The following is a 25,965-nucleotide window of genomic DNA, read 5'->3' as shown; positions in this document are numbered from 1 at the left end:
CTCGCTGGCGAACTCCTCTGTCACTCACTTCAAGGTCGAGGTCAACGGCGAGATCGCAGACAAGGACGTGTCCGTCCTCAAGCTCTCCGCGCTCAAGGGACTGTTCAAGGACGTCGTATCCGATCAGGTCTCCTACGTCAACGCACCGCTGCTGGCTGAGGAGCGCGGCATCGGCGTCGAACTGGTCACCGATCCGTACTGCGAATCCTTCCGCAACGTCACCCGGTTGACCGCGACGACGAGCGAAGGGCAGCGGATTTCGGTCTCGGGCACCGTGACCGGACCGAAGCTCGTGCAGAAGCTCACCGAGGTCAACGACTTCGACCTGGAGATCGAGCTCACCGACAACCTGCTCATCTTCCGTTATGAGGACCGTCCCGGCATCATCGGTCAGCTGGGCCAGGCCCTGGGTGCCAATGACATCAACATCGCCGGTATGCAGGTCTCGCCCTCGGCGACCGACAACGATGCACTCTCCGTGCTGGCCGTCGACTCGGCAGTATCCGAGGAAGTCGTCAAGGCAGTGGCCGGGGCCGTCAACGCATCAGCGTTCAGCGGGTCTCACTGAGCGAGGACTGACCTCCACAGGAAACAGCAGACCGAACGGGTCCCGTTCACCCCTGACGATGAGGTGAACGGGACCTTATCGTCGCCCAGGTCCAGAGCTCGTCGGCGAGCACAGCTGCCGAGATGCCGATGAGGGCTCCGGCGATCGTGTCGGAGAGCCAGTGCACCTGCAGCGCGGTGCGCGACCACATCATCAGCAGGATCCACGCGAAGGCCAGGAGCATGGACCAGTGGAACCGCAGGCGCACCGGTTCGAGCGGGGCAGTGATCTCGGTCGGAACGGCTGCGGTTTCGGTGGGGGCAGTCTCGGTGTCAGTAGGGACAGGCTCGGTCTTGTTCTCCGGTGGGATTGCCAACGGGGGAACTGCGCCCACCCCGGCCAGCCGGAGCATGTGCGCACGGGAGGCAATGAATGCCAGCCCCAAGGCCAGTGCGGCCGCGCCCATGGAATGGCCTGAAGGATAGGAATAGCCCAGGGAGTCATAGAGCTGCTCACTGGGGCGGACCCGGGTGACCACGGCCTTGAGCAGCTCGGACAGGACGATTCCCATGAGCATGGTGGTCACGAGGACGCCCGCGGAGCGGAACCGTCGCAGGAGGATGAAGAGCGCAGCCAGCAGGCCGGTGCAGATCACGGCCCCCGTGCCCCCGCCCACCTCGGCGAGGATGACCGCCAGCCAGTACCCGGAGGTGTCGGGCTCAAGCCCGACGAGATTCAGCCAGTCCTGGTCAACCGTCGTGGGCCCGGAGACATCGACTCTCAGCCACAGGCCGAAGGCAACGACGAGGAGGACCACCGGCAGGGTGGACCACAGAATCCACGAGGGTTGACGGACCGACACTATTGAGGGCTCGGACTCAGACTCAGACTCAAGATCAGGCTCAGGCGTTCCAGAGCCCGTAGGTCGACGCCAGGGAGGCGATCTTCTTTGCGCGTGCCAGACGTGGCAGGTACGAGCCGTCCGTGATCTCGGAGCCGCCCTCGGCAGCCTCGAGCAGCTGGCGGGCCCAGTCGCGCTCGTCTTCGCTCGGGCTCATCGATTCGTTGAGCGTCACGACCTGATCGACGTTGAGCACGAGCTTTCCGGTCATGCCCATCATGTGGGTGACCTCGGCATCCGTGCGGACCTGCTCATCGCTGGCAGTGGCTGCTGAAGGGCCGTCGATCGCGCCGGGCAGTCCACCCATGCGCGAGGCGATGGTCAGTCGTGAGCGGGCATAGGCCAGTGCCATCGGATCGCCGGAGAAGCCGGTGTCCTTGCGGAAGTCGTTCGTTCCGAAGGCAAGGCGGAATGTGCCCGGCGCCTCGGCGATCTTGGTCGCGTTCTCCACACCCATCGCAGATTCGAGCAGAGCGATGACCGGGAGTCCTGCCTTCGCGCGCATCGCGGTGTAGGAGACCTGCTCGGGACGTTCCGTCTCGGGCAGCATCACTCCGCGCAGGCCGGGGAGCATGGCGATGGAGGCAAGGTCGTCGTCCCAGAACTCAGAGTCCATCTTGTTGATCCGGACCCATGCGGACATGCCGCCTTCAAGAGCTCGTACGACATTGTCGCGGGCGGCGAGCTTCTTGTCGTCGGAGACCGAGGCCTCGAGGTCGAAGATGACGGAATCCGATTCGGAGATCTGCGCCTCGGTGAAGATCTCCTCCTTGGCCGCGTTGACCAACAGCCAGGAGCGGGAGAGCTTGGCGGGAAGTGCGGCGGCTCGGGCGTTGCGGATCGTTTCTGTCAATGATCGACTTTCTCTGGGGGTTTCGGGGTGTTCCTCCCATCTTCGACGCTCGAGCCGCGAAATTGTAGTCGGGAACGAAGTTTGAGACATGAAATTGTGGATGACGGGATTCGCTGAACCCGGCGGTCGAAATGTGTCCGAATAGTAGGACGAACAAGTTGCATGCTGAGATGAGTTCTAGTCTGAGACCATGAAGTTCTCAATTGCAGTCATGCCCGGCGACGGTATCGGCAACGAGGTCGTCCCCGAAGGCCTCAAGGTCCTCAAGCGCGCCATCGAGGTGTCCGGCGAGCCCGTGGAACTCGATCTCACGGACTATGAAGTCGGTGCCAAGCGCTGGCACGAGACCGGCGAGACACTCACGGACGAGGAGCTGGAATCGCTGCGTTCCCACGATGCCATCTTCTTCGGCGCCTGCGGTGACCCGAGCGTGCCGTCGGGCGTGCTCGAGCGAGGTGTGATCCTCAAGATGCGCTTCGGTCTGAGCCACGCAGTCAACCTGCGTCCCTCGAAGCTCTTCGCCGGAGTCACCAGCCCGTTGGCCGACCCCGGCGAAATCGACTTCGTCGTCGTCCGCGAAGGCACCGAAGGCTCCTACACCGGAATGGGCGGCTCGGTGCGCACCGATACCCCCTATGAGGTCGCGACCGAGGTCTCGATCAACACCTGGTACGGCGTGGAGCGGGCAGTCCGCGATGCGTTCGAACGTGCGCAGGCCAGGAACAAGAAGCTCACCTACGTCCACAAGCACAACGTCATGGTCCACGCGGGTCACCTATGGCGTCGCGTCGTCGAGAAGGTCGGCGCAGAATACCCAGAGGTGACATTCAACTACGAGCACACGGACGCGTGCACGATCTACATGGTCACCGACCCCGGCCGCTATGACGTGATCGTCACCGACAACCTCTTCGGTGACATCCTCACCGACCTCGCCGCGGCTGTCACCGGCGGCATCGGTCTGGCCGCCTCGGGCAACCTCAACGTCGAAGGCACGGGACCGAGCCTGTTCGAGCCCATCCACGGATCGGCACCGGACATCGCCGGACAGCAGATCGCCGATCCGACCGCCTCGATCCTCTCCGGTGCGCTCATGGCCTCGCACCTGGGACTCGACGTCGTGGCGAAGTCGATCGAGACCGCTGTCGAAGCCGATCTGGCCGACCGCGACGGAACCAAGCGCTCCACCGCCGAGGTGGGCGACGCGATCGCTGCCCGCCTGAGCTGACGCGGCCTGCAGGGGCCGAGGTGGGCACGACCACCTCGGCGTGGCGAGGGCCGACTGGACGATTCGTGAGCCATCACCCCGGTGCGACGCGCACCGGGGTGATGGACTACCCTGACAGTGTCACTCATCACAAATGAGAAAAGAGTTCTTATGACCAAGTTTGCCGTTCTCAAGAATGTCCAGCCGCAACCCGAGCTGGTGCGAGAGAACATCAAGAAGGATCCCGGATTCGGGCTCTACTTCACCGACCACATGGCCCACGTCAGGTACACCCTTGACGATGGTTGGCACGCTCACGAGGTGAAGCCGTACGGCCCGCTGGTGCTCGATCCTGCTGCTGCAGTGTTCCACTACGCGCAAGAGATCTTCGAAGGCATGAAGGTCTACCGCCACGCAGACGGCTCCGTCTGGACCTTCCGTCCCGAGCGCAACGCTGCGCGCATCAACAAGTCCGCCGAGCGTCTTGCGCTGCCGCAGATCTCGGAATCCGACTTCATCGAATCGATCAAGGCGCTGGTCTCACTCGATCAGGAGTGGGTTCCCACCCCTGAATCCGAAGCCGACGAGTCGAGCCTGTACCTGCGCCCCTTCATGATCGCCACCGAACGGTTCCTGGGCGTGCGCTCCAGCCATGAGGTCGACTACTACGTCATCGCCAGCCCCGCCGGGCCCTACTTCTCCGGCGGCATCAAGCCCGTCTCGATCTGGCTGTCGCAGAACTTCAACCGCGCCGGCGCCGGTGGCACCGGATTCGCCAAGTGCGGCGGCAACTACGCGGGCTCGCTGGCAGCGCAGAATGAAGCCGCAGCCCAGGGCTGCCAGCAGGTGCTGTTCACCGATGCGGCAGAGAACAAATACGTCGATGAGCTCGGCGGAATGAACCTCATGCTCGTGACCAAGGATGGCCGCCTGCTCACTCCGGAGCTCGGTGATTCCATCCTCGACGGTGTCACTCGCCAGTCCCTGCTCGACCTTGCCCCGCAGCTGGGCCTGAAGCCGGAAGAGCGCAAGATCTCCGTCGAGGAATGGCGTGAGGGAGCTGCCAATGGCGACATCGTCGAAGCCTTCGCCTGTGGCACCGCCGCAGTCGTGACTCCGATCGGCCGTGTCATCGGCAGCGAATTCACGATCGACCACGGTGAAGAGCCCGGTGAGAAGACCATGGAGTTCCGTAAGACTCTGCTCGACATCCAGTACGGCCGCGCCGAGGACAAGAACAACTGGATGGTTCGTCTGGCCTGAAGTCTGGGGCTTGAGGGCCTGAGCGCTGAGGACTTGAGTGCTGAGGACTTGAGTGCTGAGGACTGCTCAGACGAGGCGGCTCAGGTCGTCCCACATTGAGAGGGGCGGCTGCTGCGATTTCGATCGCGGCACCCGACCCTCTTAGCGTGCCATGTGGATTTCGGCAGTTCCAGCGCTGGACTCAGCAGACATGGGTCAGCAGGTGCGATTCGGCAGACGTGGCTCAGGTATGAGGAGAAGCGCGATTCTCGGCCACGGCGCCGTGCCGACGAAGAAGATTCCGCGCGCTGATTCCTTCGGCTTCTGTCCGGCTGCGTAAGGTGCAGCGACGAGATGCGAACAATTTTACTCACAAATGCGTTAAAGAGGTATTGTGGCCTCGTGTCTACTGCAACCTCGGCGTCCACGCCGACCGCTTCCGAAGTCGTCGCCAACCTTCCGTGGCGGTGGCGAACCCAAGGTGCCATCTTCATCATCGGCGGCCTCGGGTTCATGTTCGACGCTTGGGACGTCGCCCTCAACGGGTTCCTCATCCCACTGCTCAGCGACTACTGGAGCCTGAGCGTAGGCCAGGCAGCCTGGATCGCTACGGCCAACCTCATCGGCATGGCGTTGGGCGCCTTCATCTGGGGCGGCATCGCTGATGTCATCGGCCGCAAGAAGGCCTTCACACTCACACTCCTCGTGTTTTCGATCTTCACCGTCGCTGGCGCCTTCTCTCCAGCGTTCAGCTGGTTCATCCTCTTCCGATTCCTCGCTGGATTCGGGCTCGGCGGATGCATCCCCGTCGACTATGCCCTCGTCGGAGAATTCACCCCCAAGAAGCACCGTGGTCGAGTCCTGACCGCAATGGACGGTTGGTGGCCGATCGGCGCCTCGCTGTGCGCCTTCGTCTCTGCAACGCTGCTGGACGTGGGGGATTGGCGCCTCATCATGCTCGTCATGATCGTGCCCGCGCTGCTGACGGTTGCCGTGCGTTTCGGAATTCCCGAATCCCCCCTCTACCTTGCTTCCGTCGGACGGTACGCCGAAGCCGACGCCATCATCTCCCGGCTCGTTGAGCGCACCGGCGCCGAAGTGACGACGTGGACCCACGATGTCCCCACCGCGGGCGCGACCGACGCTTCCGGTGCCAGCGGCACGACCGACACTTCCGGTGCCGCCGGCACGACCGCAGCCCGGGCCACCGGCACTGGCGACGTAGCCGGCGCGGCCCAGGCGCCGGTGAAGACATCGGACTCGGCTGGAACGGTGACTTCCGTCAACAAACAGCTTCGTGCGGCCAGCGGCCAGCTGGTCCAGCTCTGGCAGTACTCGGCGAAGACGACTCTCGTCTCCTGGTCGCTGTTCGTGTCCGTTCTCCTTGTCTACTACGCGGCACTGACGTGGCTGCCGGGCATCCTGAAGAAACAGGGCATGGGTGATCAAGCAGCATTCATGGTCACCGGGTCGATGACCGCGGTGGGCATCCTCGGCGTCATCGTCTCGGCTCTGATCGTCGAACGCGTGGGTCGAAAATGGGTGCTCGGCGTGACCTCGATCGTCTCCGCCCTCCTATTGGTCGGCGCTGCAGTGTTCATCGAGGCCTCGGGCTCAGAGCTGACCTTCGCCGCCAAGGCCAGCATCATCGGATTCGGGTTCGTCGTCCAGATCGCGATTCCCACTCTCTACACCTACGTGTCGGAGCTGTACCCGACCCGTCTGCGAGGTTCGGGGTTCGGCTGGGCATCTGCGGCCTCACGCATTGCAACCGGTATCGCTCCGCTGGTCTTCGGTGCATTCATGTGGCCAGTCCTCGGACTGACAGTGACCTTCATCCTCACGGGACTGCTCGTGGTCGTGGCGGTGGTGCTGATGGGTCTGCTCGCGCGAGAGACCACAGGCGAAGCGCTCGGTTGAGGTACCGCCCGCTCGGTTTCACCTCTGACCTGGGCTGACACATATCGAAAATCTCGTGTCAGGACCGACCGCTACTGTCATTGGTATGGAAGCGGAGTCGGTTTCAGACGTGATCACCGAAATTCATCGGTGGCGCGAAGTGCTGTCCGATCTGCCTCCGGCGCAGACGGAGGACGAAGCGATCGACAGAATCACTGCGTTGGAAGAACTGACCTCAGCGAGTGCGGCAGCTCAGGCCAGAGAGACGTTGAGGAACTGATGCCTGGGTTTGACTGCCCCGGTGACCTGGCCCGTGGCGACGTCCAAAGCCACGAACTGCGTTGGTGTTCTGCGCCGGTGGTAGTCACGGGTGCGCTTCTCGGCATCGCCCATGCGCATTGGCGGCAACGGTGCGGTGCGATCGAGAGCCTGGATCTGAGAATTTTCATCGACACTCAACACGACGGCGTTATCCGGCGGTGCCAAGTAGAGGCCGATGACATCGGTGACTTTCGCGTCCAACTCAGAGTCGGTGTAGAACTTGAATATCTCTGCCTTCCACGGTTGGACCCCGTACTCGCGCCACGCTCTGGCGACAGTCGCGTTGCCGACTTTGAGGTGTTTGCCCAGCAGGCGCGAGGACCAGTGCGTGGCTCCGTATTTCTTCGGTGGCGGGACCAGAGTGGTGGTGACGATATCGAAGTGGTCGAGCTGCTTCGGTCGACCCGAGCGTGGGTCATCGCCGAGTCCGGCGATGCCTGCTTCGGCGAAGCGTTCCCGCCATTTCAGCACGGTCACCACTGACGAGCCCGTCAGGTCAGCTATGCGTGTGGTCGGAAGACCGTCGGCGGCCAAGAGCACGATCCGTGCTCGCCGGGCGAGGCCGGCCTTGATCGTTGACGCTCGCACCCCTTCCCGCAGGATGGACTCATCGTCTCCATGCAGGATCAGTGCTGGAGTGGGAGAATTCGCCATAACCCAATTCTCTCAAACAACCAGCCGACCATTCAGGCACTAAAGACACGCAACACTAGAAGGTATCGTATCTTCGCGAAAATTGCTGTCTCCGAAGACGAGACCAGCTTGTCCGCTGTGCACAGAGGTCTGTCTTCGCCAGCCCACAGTTCGCAAGTGAAGGATTAGAACTCGGTGTCCACTGGGTCTGCGCATTGAAATGGACGGGATGCCGTTGAGAAGGGCACGCCGCGATTGTTAGGCATGGTGCTGACCAAGCCATGGCCAAGGTTGGCGATGATTGCTAGAATTTTCGCGTACTTGGATGAGACTTAACCTACCGAAACGCGGTGACCGACGATCGCGTCTTCAATTGGAGAAGAGCGATGGACTCTGTCTCAGTTACCGTGTGGGACGAGACGGAAGGCAGAGGGCCGCCAGTGGTCTTCACACACGGGATCTTCACGTGGGCAACGGATGAGGAGTACGGATTCGCGAAGCAGCGACCGCTCGCCCGCCGGTACCGATTGCTGATGATGGATCGTCGCGGATACGGGTCCAGTCCCGACACTCTCCGCGGTGATTTCGACATCGATGCGGCCGACATCGAGCACCTATTGGAATCCCTCGACGGCGCTCATCTCGTTGGCCATTCCAACGGCGGCCTCGCATCACTACTCGTTGCAGCCAAACGCCCAGACCTCGTGCATTCTCTCGCAGTCATCCAGCCACCGACTTTCCGAGCTGCTGCGGATGCCCCGGCTGTACGACAGCTGCTAAAACGCGTTGAGGACGTCTCGGTACCTGACCACGTCACTGCCGAAGACTATCTGCGCGGATCTACAGAGGGACTCGGCATGACTATGCCCGAACCTACCCACGACAGGCTCCGCGCTGTCGCGACATCGATGCGTGAACGGCCAGTCTGGGAGGCGGAGGTCCCGACTGAGGCACTGCGCAACTCCAATTGGCCGAAACTCGTGATAGCCGGAACGTGGGAGGACGCACCTGAAATGTATAGGAAATACGCCGGTGAGGCGTTGATGGAGTGCGCGGAGAGTCTGTCGCAGATCATCGACGCGGAATTGGTGCGCGTTCCGGGATACTACCCCCACACCCAGCAATCGGAACGAGTCAATGCCTTGTTGGCGACGCTGTGGGAATGCACGCGCCCTACGTACACCACGTGATGAGACCCCAGCGACTTACGTCTTGCGGCTCAAAAATCGCGAGCGCCTGTGAGAGCAGGTTGGTGTCGTGCCTCTCAGCCATATTCGCCGAGATCGACCAGGCCTCCTATTCCAGGTTGCCCTCCTCATCCCCAGGTTGAGAAGTTCCGTACAGAGGCACCTGGCTGCTGCGATGTCTGACGCTGGGACGTTCGCGACGACCCAGCAGATGACGCGCAACCGTTTGCCCCAGTCTTGCGAACAGCGCTTACATTGCCCGGGCGGCCTCAACATATTGCGGGAAAATGCGGAAAGGGCCGTCCACGATGCTGAAGCTTCCTTCACCGCGATCGGTATCTTCGACTCAGCCGGTGATATCAAACGGGGTCGGCGGGCTGTTCTCCCAGATCTGACGAGAGAACTCCTCCGGGTATGGCACGGTCGCCGACATCGCATCCAGGACGCGGGTGAGACGTTGCTCGTCTCGATAGACGGGCCACCCAGGATCGCCGATGGCGACGAACCGGGCCCATGCCTCACCGATCTCCTGGGAGACGCGGCGGGCTGCGGGGCTTGGCGCAGCACCAAACACTCCCTTACCGGTTGGGCTGTCCAAAGTGCCAAAGGCGAGTGGGACGTCGAGACTGTGACAGGCTCCCAATATGCCATCAAGCGCGGTCGCGGTCAGGCATAGTTCGAACAGATATGACGTGCCACCAGCAGCCGTGTTTGCCTTGGCCAGGTGAAGTGACGGCATCCGAAACAGTGCGTCAGACTCCACCGTCTCCAGCAACTCGCTGGCAGCGGCTTCGCAGAAGGCCGACCGGTAGTCAGCCGCTCCATGTGGCTTCGGAGCCCAAACGTCGAGGGCGGCTCGAGTCTCGGCGTCGGTGAAGGTCCCCGCCCGGCCCGCCATCACCGAGAAGAGCCGGAACTCGTCGCGAGTGTGCCCGACGACAAGATCTATGCCGTCCGCGCGGCCACTGTGCAACGCAGACCACGGATCTTCGGGCAGAACCTGGCCGTCGATCACCGGGCAGACTGCCACTCCCATCTGGGCGAGTCGGCCCCAGCGCGCGGGGTCGACCGCGAGTTCGCCGTTGAACGCGGTGAGCGCGTCGGCCAGTCGCCAGGGATCGACATCGCCCATCGCATCAGCGGTAGGTGACACTCCGAGTCTCTGTGCCAACTCGGACGTCACCTGCTCGGCCAGCGCGGGAGTGATGTGGCTACCTGGGACCGAGTGGGCGGTGGCCTGCTGGAACAATTCGCGCGCCGAGCTCATCGCTAGCAGGGCGGCGATCGATCCAGCTCCGGCCGACTGGCCCGCAACGGTCACTTGGGAGGGGTCGCCGCCGAACCAGCCGATGTTGCGTTGCACCCATTCCAGTGCGGCGATCTGGTCGAGAAGACCGCGGTTTGCCGGAGCCCCTTCCAAATGGGCGAACCCTTCGACGCCGACGCGGTAGTTGATCGTCACCACGACCACCCCGGTTCGGCATAGTCTCGTGGCATCGTAGGCAGGATCGCTGCCCACTCCCGTGATGTAGGCACCTCCGGGGATCCAAACTATCACCGGCAACCCCGCCGACCCCGGGTCCGGGGTGGAGACATTCAGCGTCAGCCATTCGGTCTGCTGCACTGACTCAGTCTGGACGGGCCCGGACTGCGGGGGCGGCGGCCCGAATTCGATGGCCTCCCGCGTACCTTCCCAGCGCGCGGGAGGTGCGGGGGAGACGAACCTGAGGTTGCCCACGGGAGGACGGGCATAGGGAAGTCCCCGGAACTCCGCCATCTGCGAACGCCATCGACCTTCGACCATGCCCTCTGTCGTCTGAACCCGAGGACAGCCTGGCTCGTGTCCCATGTCGCTCCCTGTGACCTTGTTCCAAATCACAAGCATTATGACACATGACATGGAACGGGCGGAGCTGACAATGCCAAAGAATGTAGACGCACAAGTGCGCCATGAAGCAATCGTCCGCGCTCTATTGCGGATGGTGGAGCAGAGGCGCCAGTGACCTAGAAGGCTGCACAGCTCGAAATTGTGCGAGCGTGGCGGTCGAATAGCGTGGTGAATAGCGGATGGTCGAGCAAATCATTCGCCAGGCGATCACCGACGGCAAAATCGCCCCCCGCTCGCCTCGCCGACGTTCTCGTCCTTGGCAATGAATCCCAAGAAATATCCGGTCCAATCATCCTCGGAAGTTTCGGCAACAGCGACTCCTCGCCTCCGGCTGACGGGAGACAATTGCGCTTGAACTTGTCGGGGTGCCAGCGCTTAAGGCGTTGGGCTTTCACCTCGGAGCCGGTAGTTGGTGGTGTTAATTTACTGGGTGGTAGCCAGGGTGGAATCTCGTGTGGTGCCGGATGCTGCCTGACATCAACACGCTTCCCCGAAAGCAGCGATGAGCGTGTGTCGATGGCCGTCGGCGAGCTTTGCCTCGACAGAATTGTCGGCATAATTGACGACCTCGGCTTGGCTCGGAAGGTGTCGCGGGCCAGAGGCAGCAAACTGCTCGGCTTCGCCCGGTCCCTGTTGTTGGATCTGCCGAAGACCTATGCCTCATTGAAGAGCGGAGACATCTCAGAGGAGAAGGCGCGAGTTGTTGCGAAGGAGACCGATTGGTTCCCCAGAGACAAGCGTCACCAGGTCGATGACCGGATGGCCGACCGCCTCGCCGAGGTGGGTGTTGGTCGACTGGGCAACGAGGTTCGCGCTCTGGCTCAGCAGCTCGGCCAGAAAGCAGCCGTCGAACACCTCGACAGATGTGTGGAAGGACGCGCCGTCACGGTGCGTCCTGCACCAGGAGGCATGGCCTATCTGACAGCGCTCCTGCCCCTGTCGCAGTCTGTGGCAGCGTATGCCAACCTGTCGAGATCGGCACAGTCCATCGTCGGGACAGGACAATCCGAAGGGCGAACTCAAGGACAGGTCATGGCCGATCTCTTGGTCGAGAGGACCACAGGCCAAGACAGTGCTGAGGCCATTCCTACCGAAGTCCACGTGGTGATGAACGAAAACAGCCTCTTCGACCCAGGCGAGACTCCAGCATGGTTTCCCGGCTTCGGCCCGATTCCGGCAAAGACGGCGCGCGAATTCATCGCCCAGAACGAATTCTCAGTCTTCATCCGGAGGTTGTACACGCGTCCGTCCGACGGACAGCTGGTCCGGATGGACTCGAAGCGACGTGAGTTCTCCGGACTGCTTCGACGCATGGTGGTGATCCGCGATGACGTCTGCCGATCACCGTGGTGCGATGCCCAGATCAAACACGCAGACCACTCGCAGACATTCGCCGCCGGTGGTGAGACCGACTGGGACAATGCATCGGGACTCTGCGCTGCCTGCAACTTCCTCAAGGAGCTGCCAGGTTGGCGACACTAGGCCACAGCAGAAGAGCTGGTCGTACGAACTCCCACCGGGCACAGATATCAGATCGGCACCAGACCGCTCGGGACCCCGACGAAGAATTCCAGTGAGCTTCCTCGCTCCAACCTCGCCAACGAACGGTCGTTGGATGAAGCCAGCAACCCCAACACCTTCACTGTGAGGATTCCTCCATTTCGAAAGGTCGAAGCGCCGAGGAGGGAAGATTCGAATCCCTCAAGGTAGATATGTGGCACCGTCGTGAAGAGCTGCCGAGCGAGGTGGAAATGTGCCTTGTCGGACAACTGGCCGAATTCGTCTCTGCAGTCTGATGCACCAGGCTCTCGGCACTCTGATGCACCCGGCAGAGCATCATGTCCTCGGCCGCGCAGCGAGAATTCCCACTGAGTTCAACTGCGCGACTGCCGACGTGGCTAGGCTGGGAGCATGGACGAATATGCCGAGTGTGAGGTTCTCGGAACTTCACCTGCAGAGCTCAACGTCGAACTCGTGTGGGGTCTACCAGGTGGGCTGGGCCAAAGCTGGGAACCCGTCGGCTCCGCAGCCGGAATCCCGGGAATGCTGCCTCCTCCCCACGAGGTCGAAGAACTCTACGCAACGGCGGCAGCCGAACCGCCTTTGAGCGAAGATCCGACGCACGCGTCACTGTTCGCAAACCTCTACGACCTCTCGGTCCGAAATGGTCAGGTCCTCGTCGTGGCAGGGCGATCCGACGGGCGCTTAAGATCGATCGCCTACGGACATTTCTGGTCGTGGCTGGAACAGGATTACGACTGGGCACATGAGCTCCGCTCGGCTCTCGGAGACGCCGCTCAGACAATCGAATGGTCGTTCGCGCTCAACCTGTTGGCACGTGACCCAAATCTGCGCAGTTCCGGTCTCGGACGGGCTACTCTGCAGACGTGGCTGGCCGGAATCAGCGGATACAGCTGCTGGCTGCAGACAAGTGACATCGACAGCCCCGCCCGCCGACTCTATGAGAGCCTCGGCTTCTTCACGCTCGGTCATGGGCCGCAGGCACCCAACGGCCAACCGGGGCTGGTGATGTTCAGACCAGCGGCCTGAGCCGAACCGTTCACTAGGATGGTGGCATGCGCAAAGAAGCTCCGGCAGACAATCAGAAGACCGAAACCTCCACCACGGCCACAGAGTCGCAGAACACTGCCCCGATGCCACACGACGAGAACCTGTGGCTCGAAGACATCCACGGTGACGAACCGATGGGCTGGGTCAAGGACCAGAACGCGAAGACCATCTCCCGGTTCCAGGACGACCTGTTTGACTCCATCGCCGGAGAGATTCGGACAGCGTTGGACTCCGAGGGCAAGATCCCGATGGTGGCCAAACGTGGTGAGCACTACTTCAACTTCTGGCGTGACTCCACGAACCCCAAAGGCCTGTGGAGACGAACCACATGGGACAGCTACGTCTCAGATTCCCCCGAGTGGGAGATCCTCATCGACCTCGACGAACTCGGCGCAGCTGAGGAGACGCCTTGGGTATGGGCCGGAGCCTCGGTGCGTCGTTCGGACGATTCCCGAGCACTCGTCTCACTTTCTCCCGACGGTGGCGACGCCCACCGGGTGCGCGAATTCGACCTGGTGACCAAGACCTTCGTCGACGGCGGATTCGACCTGCCCTCGGCGAAGACTCGCTTCGCGTGGTTGGACGATGACACGCTCATCGTCGCCACCGATACCGGCGAAGACTCACTGACCACATCGTCCTATCCGCGCCAGGCACGTGTCCTCACACGCGGACAGGCCATCTCCGATGCCCCGATCGTGGCCGAAGTGCCCCGCGAGCATGTCGCCATCTTCGTGGGCAGCGATGTGGGAGCGGCAGCAGCCGATGCCACCGACAGAGCGTTCGCCATCGATGCCATCGACTTCTTCAATACGCAGCTCAGCTTCATCGACCTCGACGCAGTCACCGATGAGTCGGGGTCCGTCTCAACCGTCGCCTCGGCGTGGGAGAACAGCTGGACCGTCGTCGAGGTGCCGACCGATGTGGAAGTCGGGTTCGAAAGGGACAACGTCCTCTTCCGTCCCCAATCTGAGTGGATTCACGAGGATTACTCGGTCCCGGCCGGAGGTCTGGCCGTCGCTGACATCGCCGAGGTGAAGGCCAGAACAATCACACCGACCGTCATCTTCACCCCGGATGAGCACACGGCCCTGCAGTCATGGACGTGGACACGGGACTACCTGATCCTCGAACTGCTGACCGATGTGCAGTCACAACTGAGCGTTCTTGACCCGAACGACGAATTCTCGTCGTCCTCCCTGCCAGGAGTCCCCGCCAATCACATGGTCGGGTTGGGAGCCGTCGACAAGCATGATGACGCGAGCGCCAACGACTATTGGCTGGTGAGCACGGGGTTTCTGACTCCATCGACCCTGTCGTACGGGAGCCTGGAATCGTCGAAAGGCGACAGTGAGCCCGTCGTCATCAAGTCGGCACCAGCACTCTTCCCCAGCGATGGATTCAGCGTGGAACAGCACTTCGCCACCAGCGAGGACGGGACGAAGATCCCCTACTTCCAGATCGCCGACAGCACGCTGGTCCTCGATGGGAGCAATCCGACCCTCCTGGACGGTTACGGCGGTTTCGAAGTCAGCCGGACTCCCGTGTACTCCCCGGTGATGGGCATCGGCTGGTTGGGTCGCACGACGGCTGAAACCCGAAAAGTTCCCGCCGATCGACAGGCCGATGAGACTGCCGAGGCACCGATTCCCGTAGGACGTCGCGGGGTCTATGTTCTCGCCAACATCCGCGGCGGTGGAGAATACGGGCCACGGTGGCACACCTCGGCGATGCGGGAGAACCGGATGCGAGCCTATGAGGACTATGCTGCCGTTGCCCGGGACCTGATCACACGTGGGGTGACGAGCCCGTCGAAACTGGCCTGCGCCGGCGGATCGAACGGTGGGCTGCTGGTGGGGAACATGCTCACGCAGCACCCCGAGCTCTTCGGCGCGATCTCGTGCGGAGTGCCTCTTCTGGACATGCGCCGCTACACCAGACTCAGCGCAGGCTATTCGTGGAAGGCCGAATACGGCGACCCAGATGTGGCCGAGGACTGGGAGTTCATCCAGAAATTCTCGCCCTATCACCTGCTCGAAGACGGCACAGACTATCCGCCCGTGCTGTTCTGGACGGCAACCTCTGATGATCGTGTCGGACCAGTGCAGGCACGCAAGATGGCTGCTCGAATGCAGAACCGCGGCATTGACGATGTGTGGTTCTTCGAAGATACGGAAGGCGGACACTCCGCAGCCTCGGACAACAAGCAGGCAGCCTTCACTCGTGCACTGAGCTACCGGTTCCTGTGGAACTCGCTGACCGGCGAGTGAGCAAGTTCACAGCCTCGGTGAGGGCCCCGAGAGTAGGTTTGGAAACATGAAGAACGATATGCACGAACCCGAGCGTTTTCACGCCGAATACAAGGTCATCGGCGGGAAGCTTGTGGTCGCCGATGTGGAGACCGACGGGAAGCACATCACCGAGGTCAAGATCTCCGGTGACTTCTTCCTCGAACCCGAAGAGGCCTATTTCGACCTCGCCCCCGCTCTTGTGGGCGCCAGCGTCATCGCCGACAACGCGAATCTGCGGCAGCGCCTCGATGCGGCACTCGCCGGGTACGGCTCTGAACTGGCGATGCACGGATTCTCCACCTCGGACATCGCCACCGTCGTTCGTCGTGCTCTGGGGTCGGCGGCGAACTTCACCGACTTCGACTGGCAGGTCATCCGCGGCCAGGTGCTGCCCACACAGGTCAATGTCGCACTAGACCAAGTTCTGCTGGAGGAGGTGGCGGCGGGACGTCGGAAACCGACGCTGCGATTCTGGGAGTGGGACGACACCGCGACGGTCATCGGAGCCTTCCAGTCCTATGTCAACGAACTCCGTCCGGAAGGTGTCGAGAAGTACGGCGTGCAAGTTGTGCGTCGCATCTCCGGCGGGGGAGCGATGTTCATGGAAGGCGGGAACTGCATCACCTATTCGATGTTCGTGCCGCCCTCGCTGGTCGCCGGCCTCGATTACGAGGAGTCATATGTCTTCCTCGACCAATGGGTGCTGGCAGCGCTGAAGAGCCTCGGCGTCGAAGCCTTCTACAAACCGATCAACGACATCTCCTCGACCGGAGGCAAGATCGGCGGAGCGGCACAGAAGAGACTGCGCGATGGCACTCTGCTCCATCACGCGACGATGAGCTACGACATCGACGCCGACAAGATGGTCGAAGTCCTGCGCATCGGTGAGGCGAAGATCTCTGACAAGGGAGTCTCGAGTGCCAAGAAGCGCGTCGACCCCCTCCGCAGCCAGACCGGTGAAGCCCGCAAAGACATCATCGACGTCATGGCCAACACCTTCGCCGACCGTTATGGGGCAAGCTTCGACACCTTCACCGCCGACGAACTGGAAAAGGCTCAGGCCTTGGTTGACGAGAAGTTCGGCACCGAGAAGTGGACACACCGGGTGCCGTGAGTATGTCCCCAGACGATCAAGGCACCTGGTGGCAGGCTCAAGCTCTGGCCCTGGCCGCGGAAGCACAACGCCTGGAGCGACGGCAGGGAACCGCACTCATCATCGTCTCGGCCGTGTTCGTGGCGGTCTCGATGCTATGTATGTTCATCGGCACTCTCCGCCTGATCGGCCTGGTATGTCTGGTCTTCTTCGGTGCCTGTCTATTCGCTGGCATCCTGATGCGCAGGGGTCCCAATTCCCGGACCACCTTCGTGCTCACACTGTGGGTGGCGCTGCTGATGGGGCTCGGGATGGGACTGCTGTTCATCTTCACACTCTTATCAGCCCTGACCTATGGGGCGAGCGGTAACCAGATCGTGGTGCTCGTCGTCGCAGCAATCGGCTTCCTGTTCCTCGGAGTCGGCGCCGTCGTGGCATTGGTGAAGGCTGGCCGAACGGGGCGGAAAGCCCGAGACCAATGGCAGAACAGACGACCTCACGTGCCCACCGGACGATGAAGGATGATGCTCTGAAACCGTCGACGATCGTCGCTCTCGGCGGTGGCGGGTTCTCGATGTCGGAGTCCGGGACATCAGCGATCGATGACTACCTGCTTCAGCTGGCTGACACTGTGCACAGCAGACGCACTGTGCACAGCAGACGCAGCACAGAAGTCAACCGCCGCCGAGGTGGTGGCGAGCTCCCTCGCGTGTGCTTCGTCCCGACGGCATCGGGAGACAATCCCGATTACATCCACCGATTCGAGGCCGCGTTCGCCGGACTGGCCGAAACATCCGTGCTCTCGTTGTTCGGACAGAGCCCCTGGGGCTACCAGGACCCGAAGCTGCTTCTGAATATGGACCTCATCTACGTCGGTGGTGGATCAACCGCCAACCTGCTGACGCTGTGGCGTGACCACGGAGTCGATGACCTCATGGCGCTCGCCGCTTCGCGGGGCACCATCCTGGCCGGAATCATTGCCGGTGCCAACTGCTGGTTCGAGGCCTCGTCGACAGATTCGTTCGGGCCCCTGGCTCCGCTGAACGACGGCTTCGGACTCATCCCCGGAAGCGCCTGTCCGCACTATCACGGTGAACCCGGTCGGGTCGAGACCTTCCGAACATGGATCGAGGCCGGCCAGCTTCCGGGACCCGGACTTGCCATCGATGACCATGCTGGCGTCGTCTTCGAGAACTTCAGAGCCACCTCGGTGATTGCGGAGAAATCCGAGGCACACGCCTACGTCGTTGACGGCCGAGGCGAAACACGACTCGACGCCGGTGGCGACAGCGGCGTCGACAGCGATCCTGTGACCGGCCCCGACACCCACGCCGGCACTGTCCCCAGGCAGGTGCTGCGATGAACGACGAGCAGCTGCGGGAGGCACTCGCCTTTGCCCAGCGGCAGCAGCGCGGCGCCGCATACCCTTCCCCGGTCGGCGCCGCGTACCCTTCCTCGGCGGCGGAGCGGCCCTCCTGAGCGTTCACTTTTTCACGCGCGTTCGAGGTATCTGGAAACATTCGGCACGGACCGTCGGACCACCTCGGCGATCTGGTCTGTAGGATTGGGAATCAATCAAGCCATACCCTGCACAAGGAGAGCCATGCGCCAGGTCGAACCGTCCGTAGAACTGCTCGCAAAACCCAGCATCGACTGGGAATCGATGAGGACATACCTCGACGAGGTGGGCGGAACTACCTGGGCGGATCGTGTCGAAGAGGCCGAGTCCCCGGACGCTGAGGACATCGTGGAGTTCTCCGGACGCATGTGCTACCGCTCATGGGAGCCGGGACTGAACCCGAACGTGTCCCGCGTGCGCACGGATTCGGCCCAGTACCTGGGCAATGTCATCAAATCCCACCACGGTTCGGTGCTCGAACACGCGAACTTCACCTTCGTGCTGCACAACGTCTCGCGAGTGCTCACCCACGAACTGATCCGCCACCGTGCAGGATCGGCGTTCTCACAGGAATCCCTGCGCTACGTCCGCCTGGCCGACATTCCGTTCTGGTTCCCTGAATGGGCACGTGAGGACTCGGAACTCATGGAACGCTCCCTCAAGGTCCTCGACACGCTCGAAGAGCACCAGAAGTGGATGACCGAGCACTTCGAACTCGACGAAGCCAGCACCAAGTTCTCCCATAAGAAGCACATGACTTCCTTCATGCGTCGCTTCGCTCCCGAGGGTCTGGCTACTGGCATCGTCTACACCGCCAACCTCCGCTCCCTGCGTCACGTCATCGAGATGCGCACCGCCAAGGGCGCTGAGGAAGAGATCCGACTGGTGTTCAACAAGATCGGTGAGGCCATGCTCGAAGAGGCCCCAGCAGTATTCTCCGACTACGAAGTCGTCGACGGGGAATGGATCCCCGGAACCCGAAAGGCATGACATGGCAGACATCTACAAGGCCGAACTCAACCCCGGAAAACTCGACGTCATCTCTGCCTGGCTGACTAAGCAGGCGTGGGCAGCCGAGGCCGACGTGGCTCCGGACTCGCTGCAGAAGGTCACTTCCTACCGGTTAGATGATCCGGAAGGCAAGGTTGGAGCCGAGATCCACATCGTCGCCGCCGGTGACCGTGTCTTCCAGGTGCCCCTGACCTACCGCGGCGCAGAGTTGGCAGGTGCCGACAAGCACCTGATCGCCACCATAGAACATTCCATCCTCGGCAAGCGCTGGGTCTACGCCGGGATGGGCGATCCTCTATTCCGGCAGCGACTGGACCACACGATCGCCACCGCTGGAACATCTGCGAAGCAGTACCGCGTCGACGATGAGGGCAACAGGATCGAAGAGATCACCGATGTGGCTCATGCCTGGGGCACGGGTCCGCTGGCCGGTGCCGAAGACGTGCAGGTGCTGTATGAGCTCAACCTCGACTCTCCGGCTGAGGGATCTGACGCGGGACTGCTCTTGGGCCGCTGGTCGGGTCAGGAGTCCGCGGTCGTCCTCGCCGTCATGGTGTGACGGGCTGATGCGCCGATGAGTCAGGACTGCCTGTTCTGCGGGATCGTCGCAGGTGACGTGCCGAGCGCGAAGGTCGCTGAGACGGATACGACCTTTGCGTTCATGGACATCCAGCCGGGCTCCGACGGGCATCTGCTCGTCGTCCCGAAAAGTCACAGCACCGATCTGCGCGACATCCCGCCCGCTGACCTCGCCGATGTGGCGATCGAATCGCAGCGCATCGCGAAGCAGGTCTTCGACGTGTGGGGCGCCGATGGAGTCAACCTGCTCAACTGCTGCGGCAAGGACGCCTGGCAGTCGGTCTTCCACTTCCATATGCACGTCATCCCGCGCTACCGCGACAAGGGCAAGGACCGGCTCAGGCTGCCGTTCGCACCCGGTGTCCGCGGTGACGCCGAGATCATCGAGGACCTGGCGGCGTCGATGAGGTCGGCGCTGGAGGATCGCTGAGCCAACTCAGCGACCCGATTTCACCGCTTGAGGTCGATGATCGTCATCCCCGAACCGGTGTTCGAGCCCAGAGCCTCCATGGCTGCTCGCGCGTCCTCGAGTCCGATGACGCTCGTGACCAGATCCTGCGGGCGCAACTTGCCGTCGACGACGAGGTCCAGCATCTCCGGGTATTCGGCCGCGGCCATCCCGTGGGAACCCAGCACGCTGAGCTCGAGACCGATGACACGTCCCACGTCGACGACAGGAGGCGCGGCCAACAGTCCGATCTGCACGTGCCGACCCAAGGGTGCCAGCGAAGCGATCGCGGCAGTGATCGTGTCCTCACGGCCGAGGGCATCCACGCTCACCGCCACACCATCGGGGCATTGATCCGAGAACTGCGCGATCACCTCGGCGGACAGTTCGTCCGGGTTCTTACCGGTGGCGTTGACCGTGTGGCCGGCTCCATGCTCACGCGCCCGGTCAAGCGCAGCATCGCTGACATCGATCGCGATGACCTTCGCGCCGATGGCCTGGGCGATCATGATCGCCGACAGCCCGACTCCGCCGCAGCCGAAGACGGCAACCGTCTCACCCTCGTGAAGGTTCGCCCGCACACGCAGTCCGTGGAAGGCTGTGGCGAATCGGCAACCGAGTCCCACCATCGCCGAGGCAGGGAGATCGTCCGGAACAGCGATGAGGTTGGCATCGGCGTTGTGGATGACCACCTGATCCGCCCAGGAGCCGAAGTGGGTGAACCCGGGCTGAGTCTGATCGGGACACACCTGTGCGTTGCCGCTCAAGCACCACCGGCAGCGACCGCAGCCGCACACGAATGGCACGGTCACACGCTGGCCGGTGTGGAATTTCGTGACTTGGGGCCCCTCCGAGGCGATGCGTCCGACCAGCTCGTGCCCGGGCACGTGGGGCAGTGTGATCGTCGAATCGTGGCCTGACCAGGCGTGATGGTCGCTGCGGCACACTCCGGTGGCTTCGACGTCGATGACGACACCAGAACTGGGGGTGGAGGGAGGCTCGATGTCTCTCAACTGAGGGAGGACAGAGAATTCTTCATAGACGATTGCGCGCACACGCCGATCCTATGCAGAGGCGTTCCTGCTGCACAGCGCGGTCCACACTGTGTGCTGGCCGGCGAACTCTACCGGGCGTGGATTCCCACGTGGCTCAGAGCGTCGAGCAGTCGCTGCCGCAGAGCCTGCGCACGTTCGGAGAAGGCCTTCTGCCGGTCCATATACTCGGCCTTGCCCGCGGCGGTTTCGATGGCGACGACACCGTAGCCCCAGCCACGCAGATCGTAGGGCGAGGCCTCCATATCGAGGGTGCGGATGTCGAGCGCCAGATCGAAGCAGTCGACGACGAGGTCGGAGGGGGCGATGGGGCCGATCTTCATCGCCCATTTGTACAGGTCCATTCCCGCGTGCAGACAGCCGGGCTGCTCGTTGGCCACCATGGACTCGCGGGTGGGCTGAAGGGTGTTGCGGGGCCGGGCGGGTTCGGTGAAGAAGCGGAACGCGTCGTGGTGCGAGCACTGGATCCGGTGGCTCTCGACGACGGCATCGGTGGCCTCATGGCTCAGGCGCAGCGGCACCTGCTGGTGGCGGCGCTGTTCTTCGCTGAGCTTGTAGACCATTGCCCATTCGTGGATGCCGAAGCACCCGAAGTTCGCCTCACGATGGAGGGTCGACTGGAGCAGGGAGGCGATGAACTTCGCCCCATCGCCCCGGTCTTCGCGCCAGGCTTCGACATCGACCTCGGCGACCGTGCCGGCGGGGTTCGTTTGGTACCAGCGACGGTCGAAATAGGACTGATCGGCTTCAGCGGCCAGTTCGAGCCGCACCCCGGGGCCGGGGTTCCATTTGGCCAGCTGACCCGCTTTGAACGGATAGTAGGTGAACAGGAAGTCCTCGACCGGGTGCTTCTCGCCCTTGAGACGGCGGGCGAGGTGCGCATCGGTCCTCTCTGCGATCCGCGTTGCGTGATGATCACGCAGGCCGCGCCACCTGGACGCGCTGATCGCAGCACCGGCGGTTCCTGCAGCACCATCGGCAGTACCTCCGGCAGCACCATTGGCAGCACCGAGTAAGTCGGTGCTGTCGGCTGTCAGCGAGGCGGTGGAGGTCACCCCTTCATTGTCCCAGACCGCTTGGTCCCGCGCAGCGGGGGTGCCGTCAGCGGATCCTCCGGCCATGAATGCTTCGGATACCGGCCGCGGTTCTCCGCTCTGACGTGGGAATACGCATTTGCCCAGAAGGAAGCTAGATCGCTGGTGACCGCCAACGGGCGGCGGGCGGGGGACAGCAGGTGGACCACCACGGGCACCCGGCCCTCACACACGCTCGGAGCCGTCTGCCAACCGAAGCACTCCTGGAGCCTGACCGCGAGCACCGGCCCCTGCTCGGACTCGGAATCCGTATCCACCAGGTCGGGATCGGGGTAGTCGAGGCGGATCCGTGAACCGCTGGGCACCTCGATGCTCACTGGCACCAACTCCTCGAGGCGAGCCGCCTGCGGCCAGGGCAGGAGTGTGCGCAGCGCCGACACCAGATCGACCTTGCCCGGGTCCGCTCCACGTGCGATCCGATCCAGGGCTGCCGGGCACCAGTCGATCAGGGTTTGGGACAGCCGCGACCAGCGCACGTCCGGCCACGGAAACCCATAGACGGCATGCAGCAGCCCCAACCGTGACCGCAGCTCTTCGAATGCCTCGCTGGGTCGCAGAATCTCGCGGGCCCCGCGCTGGCGCACAGACGCTGCGATCGCCGACCGAGCCAGATCAGGACTCGCCTTGATCGGCGTGGCAGTGAGTTCGATGCCGCCGAGGCGGGTCCGGCGCACCGCGCGCACCTTCCCCTGATCGAAGGTCGCAGTCTCCTCGGTCGCCATCAGTCCGGCGCCTGCAAGTTCAGCGGTGTCCTCGTCGATGACCACAGCGGCCCTGATCACGGCGCGACCGCCCGAGAGCCCGACATCGGAGATCGCCAACCACGGGCTGCCCTGCAGAGACGAGTTCCGGGGCAGGGACGCCGCCGTGCCGGATGCCAGCAGATACTCGGAAGCAGAGGAACTGCGCAGCCGTCCGATCTGCAGCGGGTGGGCAAGCGCCACCACGAGCCCCAGATCATCGGGGCGCAGAGAACCACCTCGAATTGAGCTGTGGCCTTGCGCTTGGTGGACTGCTGCCTCGCGTGCGGCTGTGTCGTGCCCGGCAGCGTCGCGTGCGGCAGAGTCTCGTGGAGCAGCGCCAGGCGGATCCGAGAACTCCGCGGCCAGGCCCGCGAAACGCTTCACATCTTGGGTGAACCGCCGGTCCTTGCTGCGCCGCAGCTCGCGCAGGGTGGCCACAAGATCGGCGCCAGGAGCACGGTGCTCGGATTCGATCACAGCGATCGCCTCGGCTGCCGCGGTCGGGGACAGCATTGCGGCTCCGTCGAAGAGACCTCGCGCCGACCACACGGAGGCAGGAATCCGGGCGATGGCCCGCCCCAGCTCCGTCACGGTGACAGCGGCGTCCTCGAGCGCCCCAGACTCGGCGCTCGCCCTGTCCTCACTGCCCGCCGCTTCCCCGGATTCTGCCGTCTCCCCGGATTCTGCGACCTCGATCGCGCCGAGGGCCACGAGATTCTCTATGGCCAGGCGGTGCGGGCCCTCTGGCATCGGATCCGGCAGCAGGTCCGTGTCGCCGCCCCACACGGCGAGGGTCAGCACCGCAGAGGTGAGATCTGAGGTCGCAATCTCCGCAGGCGTGTGCTCGGGCAGACTCGCCCAATCCGGTTCGGACAGGCAGCGATAGACCGTGCCCGGGCCCAGCCGTGAGGCACGACCACCACGCTGAGTTCCCGAGGCCTTGGACTCACGGGTAGTGACCAGCCCCGACATTCCACGACGAGTGTCCAACCGCGGTCCTCTGGCCAGCCCCGAGTCGACGACGATGCTCACTCCGGGAACCGTCAGAGCCGACTCCGCGACCGAGGTCGACACGATCACGCGACGGTGGCCAGCCTCGGCGGGATGTGGGCGCAGGATCGCATCCTGGTCCTTGGCCGGAGTGCGACCGAGCAGAGTGTGGACTTGTGTTCCCGCGCCGGTGTGAAGCGACCGGGTGATCCGTGACGCGATCTCCTCGACTTCCCGGGCGCCGGGGGCGAACACGAGCACGTCGCCACGCTCGTGCCGAGACAGGGCATCGACGGTCGTTCGCGCCACGTGATCGAGGAAGTCCCAGGTCACCCCGCGTGCCTCCAGAGGTCGCTGCTTCGCCGGTGCCCATCTGACGTCGAGGGGATGGACCTCGGCGGCGACCGAGAGCAGCACGGCAGGCTCCCCACCGCTGTCGGAGGAGATCCCGTCAGAGAAGTCTCCGACAGTGCTGTCTCCGGAGCCCAAGCGTCTCGCCCACATCCTGGCGTCAAGGGTGGCCGACATGACGACGAGACCAAGGTCCTCACGCAGATCGATGAGCTCTCGGCACAGCGCGAACGTCAGATCGGTGTCCAGCTGCCGTTCGTGCACTTCATCGAGGATGACCGCTGAGACTCCTGCCAACTCGGGATCGCGCAGAAGCCTGCTCAGCAGCACTCCCGTGGTCACGAACTCGATCCTCGTGCGCGCCGAGGTCCGCGATTCGCCGCGAACCGTGAACCCGATGTCCTCGCCGAGGCGGGTCCCCGTCAGCGTCGCCAGTCGCCTGGCCGCTGCTCGAGCCGCCATGCGCCTTGGCTGAGTGACGATGATGCGCCCCAGGTCAGCGGGTGAATCAGCGGGCACTGTCAGGCTTCTGGTCAGATGCTCGGCGATGAGCGGCGGCACCAAGGTGGTCTTGCCGGTTCCGGGCGGGGCCTCGACGACCAGACGGGGGAAGGTACCGACAGAGGAGTGCGCCAACTGGTCGATGAGCGCAGCAGCGGGCAGGCCCGCAGAGATGGTCTGCAGGTCGAGGCGTCGAGAATCGGGCATGTCCCCAGTGTCTCAGCCGAAAGCCGGAAAGCCCGTGTGCCAGGCACTCAAGCGACTGACTAGACTGGGGCACATGCGTATTGCCAGATTTGTGCACCAGGATGAACCCAAATACGGAGTCGTCGAAGGCGACGTGCCGCAGATTGAGGACGGCACGTGGGACACGTCCGGCCTCAGCCTCGCCGTTCTCGACCAGGACCCGTTCTTCGCTCCGGCCCAGTCGACGGGGGAGCGGCTGAAGTTCGACGATGTTCGTCTGCTCAGCCCGATCCTGCCGCGGTCGAAGGTCATCGGCGTCGGCCGCAACTTCGCCGACCATGCCGCCGAGCTCGGCAATGAGGTGCCCGTCAGCCCGCTGACCTTCTTCAAGCCCAACACCTCGGTCATCGGACCCGGAGACCCGATCCGTCTGCCCGCCATCAGCGAATACGTGTCCTACGAAGCAGAGCTGGCCGTCATCATCGGTCGCGTCGCCAAAGGCGTGAAGGCAGAGAACGCCTTCGACTACGTCCTCGGCTACACCGCGAGCAACGATGTCACACTGCGGGACATCCAGAAGTCGGACAATCAGTGGACCCGGGCGAAGGGCTTCGACACCTCGAGCCCACTTGGACCATGGATCGAAACCGAACTCGACGTCGATGACCTCTCCATCCGGTCCTGGGTCGACGGGGATCTGAAGCAGGACGGCACAACCGCCGACTTCATCTTCGATATCCCGACGATCATCGAGCACCTGTCCGAAACGATCACCTTGCTGCCCGGAGACGTCCTCCTCACCGGCACTCCCGCCGGTGTGGGTCAGATCGTCGCCGGAAACCGTGTCGATATCGCGATCGACGGTCTCGGAGTCCTCACCAACATGGTCATGGACGCCTGAGACCAGCACACATCACCAGCTCAAGCCCCACCACGCAGCAGCCCCACAACTCGCAGCACCAGAGACCGAAGGATCAC

21 protein-coding genes and 1 pseudogene are annotated in these 25,965 nt (G+C 63.1%); 15 read left to right on the top strand and 7 right to left on the bottom strand.

From position 1 onward, the window contains the following. A partial coding sequence (locus HX613_RS13635) for an ACT domain-containing protein (protein ID WP_235345815.1) occupies positions 1 to 568 on the top strand: 568 nt, incomplete at its 5' end. Positions 569 to 614: 46 nt separating this feature from the next. On the opposite strand, the gene HX613_RS13630 is transcribed toward HX613_RS13635, so the two are convergent. Next, positions 615 to 1,409 carry a phosphatase PAP2 family protein gene (locus tag HX613_RS13630; RefSeq protein WP_235343889.1) on the bottom strand — a complete coding sequence of 265 codons (795 nt, stop codon included), beginning with the start codon at positions 1,407 to 1,409 and terminating at the stop codon, positions 615 to 617. A gap of 40 nt (positions 1,410 to 1,449) precedes the next feature. Then, the gene (locus HX613_RS13625; protein WP_235343888.1) at positions 1,450 to 2,301 is read right to left on the bottom strand and encodes an HpcH/HpaI aldolase/citrate lyase family protein; all 852 of its coding nucleotides are present in this window, start codon (positions 2,299 to 2,301) and stop codon (positions 1,450 to 1,452) included. Between the two features lie 190 nt (positions 2,302 to 2,491). Between HX613_RS13625 and HX613_RS13620 the strand changes: the two genes are divergently transcribed. From HX613_RS13620 to HX613_RS13610, 3 genes are all read left to right on the top strand, one after another. After that, a complete protein-coding gene (locus tag HX613_RS13620) occupies positions 2,492 to 3,529 on the top strand; it encodes a 3-isopropylmalate dehydrogenase (protein ID WP_235343887.1) in 1,038 nt (345 codons plus the stop codon). A gap of 150 nt (positions 3,530 to 3,679) precedes the next feature. Further along, positions 3,680 to 4,771, top strand: coding sequence for a branched-chain amino acid aminotransferase (locus HX613_RS13615; RefSeq protein ID WP_235343885.1), 1,092 nt, complete (start codon positions 3,680 to 3,682; stop codon positions 4,769 to 4,771). 381 nt (positions 4,772 to 5,152) lie between these two features. Beyond that, on the top strand, positions 5,153 to 6,670 hold the full coding sequence (locus HX613_RS13610) for an MFS transporter (RefSeq protein WP_235345814.1): 1,518 nt from the start codon (positions 5,153 to 5,155) through the stop codon (positions 6,668 to 6,670). Between the two features lie 258 nt (positions 6,671 to 6,928). Here the strand turns inward: HX613_RS13610 and HX613_RS13605 are convergent. Continuing rightward, positions 6,929 to 7,624, bottom strand: a pseudogene (locus HX613_RS13605) (IS630 family transposase); the annotation flags it as partial. 365 nt (positions 7,625 to 7,989) lie between these two features. Between HX613_RS13605 and HX613_RS13600 the strand changes: the two are divergent. Further along, the gene (locus HX613_RS13600; protein WP_235345813.1) at positions 7,990 to 8,793 is read left to right on the top strand and encodes an alpha/beta fold hydrolase; all 804 of its coding nucleotides are present in this window, start codon (positions 7,990 to 7,992) and stop codon (positions 8,791 to 8,793) included. Between the two features lie 343 nt (positions 8,794 to 9,136). Here HX613_RS13600 and HX613_RS13595 read toward each other — a convergent pair whose 3' ends face one another. Beyond that, positions 9,137 to 10,639 (bottom strand): carboxylesterase/lipase family protein, encoded by a 1,503-nt coding sequence (locus HX613_RS13595; protein WP_235345812.1) that lies wholly within the window; start codon positions 10,637 to 10,639, stop codon positions 9,137 to 9,139. 555 nt (positions 10,640 to 11,194) lie between these two features. Between HX613_RS13595 and HX613_RS13590 the strand changes: the two genes are divergently transcribed. The 9 genes from HX613_RS13590 to HX613_RS13550 all read left to right on the top strand — a co-directional run bounded on the left by HX613_RS13590 (position 11,195) and on the right by HX613_RS13550 (position 20,052). After that, a complete protein-coding gene (locus HX613_RS13590) occupies positions 11,195 to 12,160 on the top strand; it encodes an HNH endonuclease (RefSeq protein ID WP_235345811.1) in 966 nt (321 codons plus the stop codon). A gap of 429 nt (positions 12,161 to 12,589) precedes the next feature. Continuing rightward, the gene (locus HX613_RS13585; RefSeq protein ID WP_235345810.1) at positions 12,590 to 13,228 is read left to right on the top strand and encodes a GNAT family N-acetyltransferase; all 639 of its coding nucleotides are present in this window, start codon (positions 12,590 to 12,592) and stop codon (positions 13,226 to 13,228) included. 26 nt (positions 13,229 to 13,254) lie between these two features. Continuing rightward, positions 13,255 to 15,519, top strand: coding sequence for a prolyl oligopeptidase family serine peptidase (locus HX613_RS13580; RefSeq protein WP_235345809.1), 2,265 nt, complete (start codon positions 13,255 to 13,257; stop codon positions 15,517 to 15,519). Between the two features lie 46 nt (positions 15,520 to 15,565). Then, complete coding sequence (locus HX613_RS13575; RefSeq protein ID WP_235345808.1) at positions 15,566 to 16,654, top strand: lipoate--protein ligase family protein; 1,089 nt, start codon at positions 15,566 to 15,568, stop codon at positions 16,652 to 16,654. 2 nt (positions 16,655 to 16,656) lie between these two features. Continuing rightward, positions 16,657 to 17,151: a hypothetical protein gene (locus tag HX613_RS13570; RefSeq protein ID WP_235345807.1), complete on the top strand. Its 495-nt coding sequence runs from the start codon at positions 16,657 to 16,659 to the stop codon at positions 17,149 to 17,151. Then, positions 17,112 to 17,996: a peptidase E gene (locus HX613_RS13565; protein ID WP_235345806.1), complete on the top strand. Its 885-nt coding sequence runs from the start codon at positions 17,112 to 17,114 to the stop codon at positions 17,994 to 17,996. Before HX613_RS13570 ends, HX613_RS13565 begins: the two co-directional genes overlap by 40 nt. Positions 17,997 to 18,236: 240 nt before the next feature. After that, complete coding sequence (gene thyX / locus HX613_RS13560) at positions 18,237 to 19,022, top strand: FAD-dependent thymidylate synthase (protein ID WP_235345805.1); 786 nt, start codon at positions 18,237 to 18,239, stop codon at positions 19,020 to 19,022. A gap of 1 nt (position 19,023) precedes the next feature. Further along, complete coding sequence (locus HX613_RS13555) at positions 19,024 to 19,602, top strand: maltokinase N-terminal cap-like domain-containing protein (protein ID WP_235345804.1); 579 nt, start codon at positions 19,024 to 19,026, stop codon at positions 19,600 to 19,602. Positions 19,603 to 19,617: 15 nt separating this feature from the next. Beyond that, a complete protein-coding gene (locus HX613_RS13550; RefSeq protein ID WP_235345803.1) occupies positions 19,618 to 20,052 on the top strand; it encodes an HIT family protein in 435 nt (144 codons plus the stop codon). Positions 20,053 to 20,072: 20 nt separating this feature from the next. Here HX613_RS13550 and HX613_RS13545 read toward each other — a convergent pair whose 3' ends face one another. The 3 genes from HX613_RS13545 to HX613_RS13535 form a co-directional block, all read right to left on the bottom strand. Further along, entirely contained in the window at positions 20,073 to 21,125 is a 1,053-nt protein-coding gene (locus HX613_RS13545) for a zinc-binding dehydrogenase (RefSeq protein ID WP_235345802.1), read from the bottom strand. 68 nt (positions 21,126 to 21,193) lie between these two features. Continuing rightward, complete coding sequence (locus HX613_RS13540) at positions 21,194 to 22,177, bottom strand: 3-methyladenine DNA glycosylase (RefSeq protein ID WP_235345801.1); 984 nt, start codon at positions 22,175 to 22,177, stop codon at positions 21,194 to 21,196. Beyond that, positions 22,174 to 25,008, bottom strand: coding sequence for an ATP-dependent RNA helicase (locus HX613_RS13535; RefSeq protein WP_235345800.1), 2,835 nt, complete (start codon positions 25,006 to 25,008; stop codon positions 22,174 to 22,176). The genes HX613_RS13540 and HX613_RS13535 overlap by 4 nt, the downstream gene beginning before the upstream one ends. A 73-nt stretch (positions 25,009 to 25,081) precedes the next feature. On the opposite strand from HX613_RS13535, the gene HX613_RS13530 reads away from it, so the two are divergent. Then, positions 25,082 to 25,888: a fumarylacetoacetate hydrolase family protein gene (locus HX613_RS13530; protein WP_235345799.1), complete on the top strand. Its 807-nt coding sequence runs from the start codon at positions 25,082 to 25,084 to the stop codon at positions 25,886 to 25,888. Positions 25,889 to 25,965 lie beyond the last annotated feature (77 nt).

It is taken from the genome of Brevibacterium sp. UCMA 11754 (assembly GCF_021532275.1).
Lineage (GTDB): Bacteria > Actinomycetota > Actinomycetes > Actinomycetales > Brevibacteriaceae > Brevibacterium.
Note: the sequence above shows the minus strand (reverse complement) of the source record. Positions and strands in the feature narration are given on the sequence as shown.